The following is a 2,311-nucleotide window of genomic DNA, read 5'->3' on the forward strand; positions in this document are numbered from 1 at the left end:
CATCGGGACCGTCACCCACGCCGACCGAGAACGCCGCCTGCCTGATGAAAGCGGCAGCCGGGGCCGGCACTGAAGCGCACCACAGCCGGGCCCCTTGGAGGGACACCGGAAACCGTTCAACAATTGGAATGGAGTCGTCGTGGACAGCGATCACAGGAGCAAGGCATACCCGTCGAGTGAATCGGTCGGGGGCTTCTACGAGCAGATGGGGCCGTTCTTCGCCTCGCTCTTCGGGGAGGACATTCACTTCGGGATCTGGGAGCAGGACGACACCTCGTCGATGACCGCGGCACAGAGCCGCCTGACGGACCGCCTGATCTCGCTCCTTCGGTTGAAGGACGAGGACTACCTGCTCGACGTGGGCTGCGGCACCGGACACCCGGCGATGCGCCTGGCCGAACAGACCCGCGCCCGGATCCTTGGGGTGAACATCAGCTCCTCTCAGGTCGACACCGCCGCAGCGAAGTCCCGGGCCGCGGGCCTGTCGTCCCGCCTTGAGTTTGTCCACGCCGACGCCATGGAACTGCCCTACGAATCCGGGACGTTCGACGCCGCGTGGGCGGTCGAGATGCTGTTCCACGTGCCCGACCGCCTCCAGGTGTTGCGGGAAATCCACCGCACGCTCAAGCCCGGAGGCCGGGTGGTCCTCACCGACTTCGTCGAACGCGAGCAGTTGACCGGCCACGAGTGGGACCTCCTCACCCAGGGATTCGCGTTCTCCTCGCTCCTGCACCCCCAGGACTACGGCGACCTGGTCACCCGCGCCGGCTTCGAGGCCGTCCAGGTCCACGACGTCACCGCCGAGACCAGGAAGAACATGGAGTGGATCCAGTCCCGGTACGAAGAGGACAAGGAACTCCTGGCCAGCCACTACGGACCGGATTACACCGTCCAGATGGACCAGCTCCTTCCGACCGGCTTGTCCATCTACACGGAGAAACTGGGCTGCGTGATCGTCGAAGCCCACCGCCCCACCCGCTAAACCCCAGTTGGCCGCTCCCCATGGGGCGGGGAACGGCCAACGTTGCCGGTGTTGGCTACGGCGGGTGGAAGGTAACCCCGGCGGCGCGGGTGGGGCTGAAAGGAGGGCGGCGAGTGAAGCATTCGCAGCGGTGGATCGTCGATGCGATCTTCTACGTTTAGTGGGCCGGGTGTGCCTGGCGGCAGCTGCCAAAGGCGTTCGTGCCCTGGGAGTCCCGGCGCTCGCCACTGGAGCCCACTGGGTGATCGGCGGTGATGGACGTCTACGACAGAACGCTCCGCCGATGAGCTCATCCGTGTCTTCGACCGCGAGCAGCACGATCCGCTGTGCTGCCTCGCCGTCACACACCTGACAACGAGCAGCGCCATATCGGCCATTTCCACCCCCAAGCCTGCCTCTTGTCTTGCACCTGGCCCGGGAGCCGAGGTGCGGAAGGTCCCTACAATTTCCGCAGCTTCAAGGAGACGATGGGCGGTTGATCGCAACTGTTACTGGAACGATCCGTGGACGAGGCATCGTAGAGGCTGGTGGTGCATGCTGAAGCCTTTGTCGGCGGCGACGCGTTTGGGCCGGGTGCGTGCCGGACCCGCGCCCGGTACGCACCCGGATGAGGGCGATCACCGTTTCGGCCTGGGTGCAGTCCTTGCGGGTGCCGTCGGCAACGGCGAAGGCGAGCGGCGGCCGCGTCCGTCGCAGGCGAGGTGGATCTTTCTGGCCAGCCCGCCGCGGGAGCGTCCGAGGGCATGGTCATGCGGTTTGCCGGCCGGGCCCCTTCTGACGGGCCCCGGCCGCGTGCTGGTGGGCGTGCACGATCGTCGAGTCGACGGCGACGACCCAGCCCAGGTTGCCCTCGGCATCCGCCTGTTCCAGGAGCGCGGTGAACACGCCCTCCCAGGTCCCGTCTGCAACCGGTTGTGGACGCCCTCCATAGACCGAACTCCGGGGCGGCGCCATCCACGGCGCCCCCGTACGGCACTTCCACGCGATCGCGTCGATCACCTGCCGGTGATCACGCCACCGCCCACCCCGCCTCGGTGATCGGTCCGGTAACAACGGCTCTATCCGCGCCCACTGCGCATCGGTTTACGACACGCATCTACCAACGATCAGATGATCGGCAGGAAACGCCCTAGCCTGTGCCGTTGCCTCGGGGCCGGCGGCAGGTGTCGGGGTGCGGCGGCGGAGGGTCGCGCGGTCGGGGTCGGCCGGTTCGAGTGCGATGGCGCGGCGGAGCTGTTCCATGCGTTGGGGTAGGGGGTGCCAGCCGGGTTCTGCGGCCATCTCGGTGTTGAGGTCGTGGATCGCGCGGGCGTAGGCGCGGGCGAGGCC

The 2,311-nt window shown here is 67.4% G+C and carries 1 protein-coding gene and 2 pseudogenes; 1 reads left to right on the forward strand and 2 read right to left on the reverse strand.

What is annotated here, in order from left to right:
* Positions 1–139: 139 nt before the first annotated feature.
* Positions 140–982, forward strand: coding sequence for an SAM-dependent methyltransferase (locus ACIQOV_RS37965; protein WP_401055329.1), 843 nt, complete (start codon positions 140–142; stop codon positions 980–982).
* 747 nt (positions 983–1,729) lie between these two features.
* Here the strand turns inward: ACIQOV_RS37965 and ACIQOV_RS37970 are convergent.
* Together ACIQOV_RS37970 and ACIQOV_RS37975 are read right to left on the reverse strand one after the other, a co-directional pair.
* Positions 1,730–2,053: pseudogene (locus ACIQOV_RS37970) on the reverse strand (transposase); the annotation flags it as partial.
* 12 nt (positions 2,054–2,065) lie between these two features.
* Positions 2,066–2,311: pseudogene (locus ACIQOV_RS37975) on the reverse strand (hypothetical protein); the annotation flags it as partial.

The organism is Kitasatospora sp. NPDC091257 (assembly GCF_044757675.1).
GTDB lineage: Bacteria > Actinomycetota > Actinomycetes > Streptomycetales > Streptomycetaceae > Kitasatospora > Kitasatospora lactacystinica.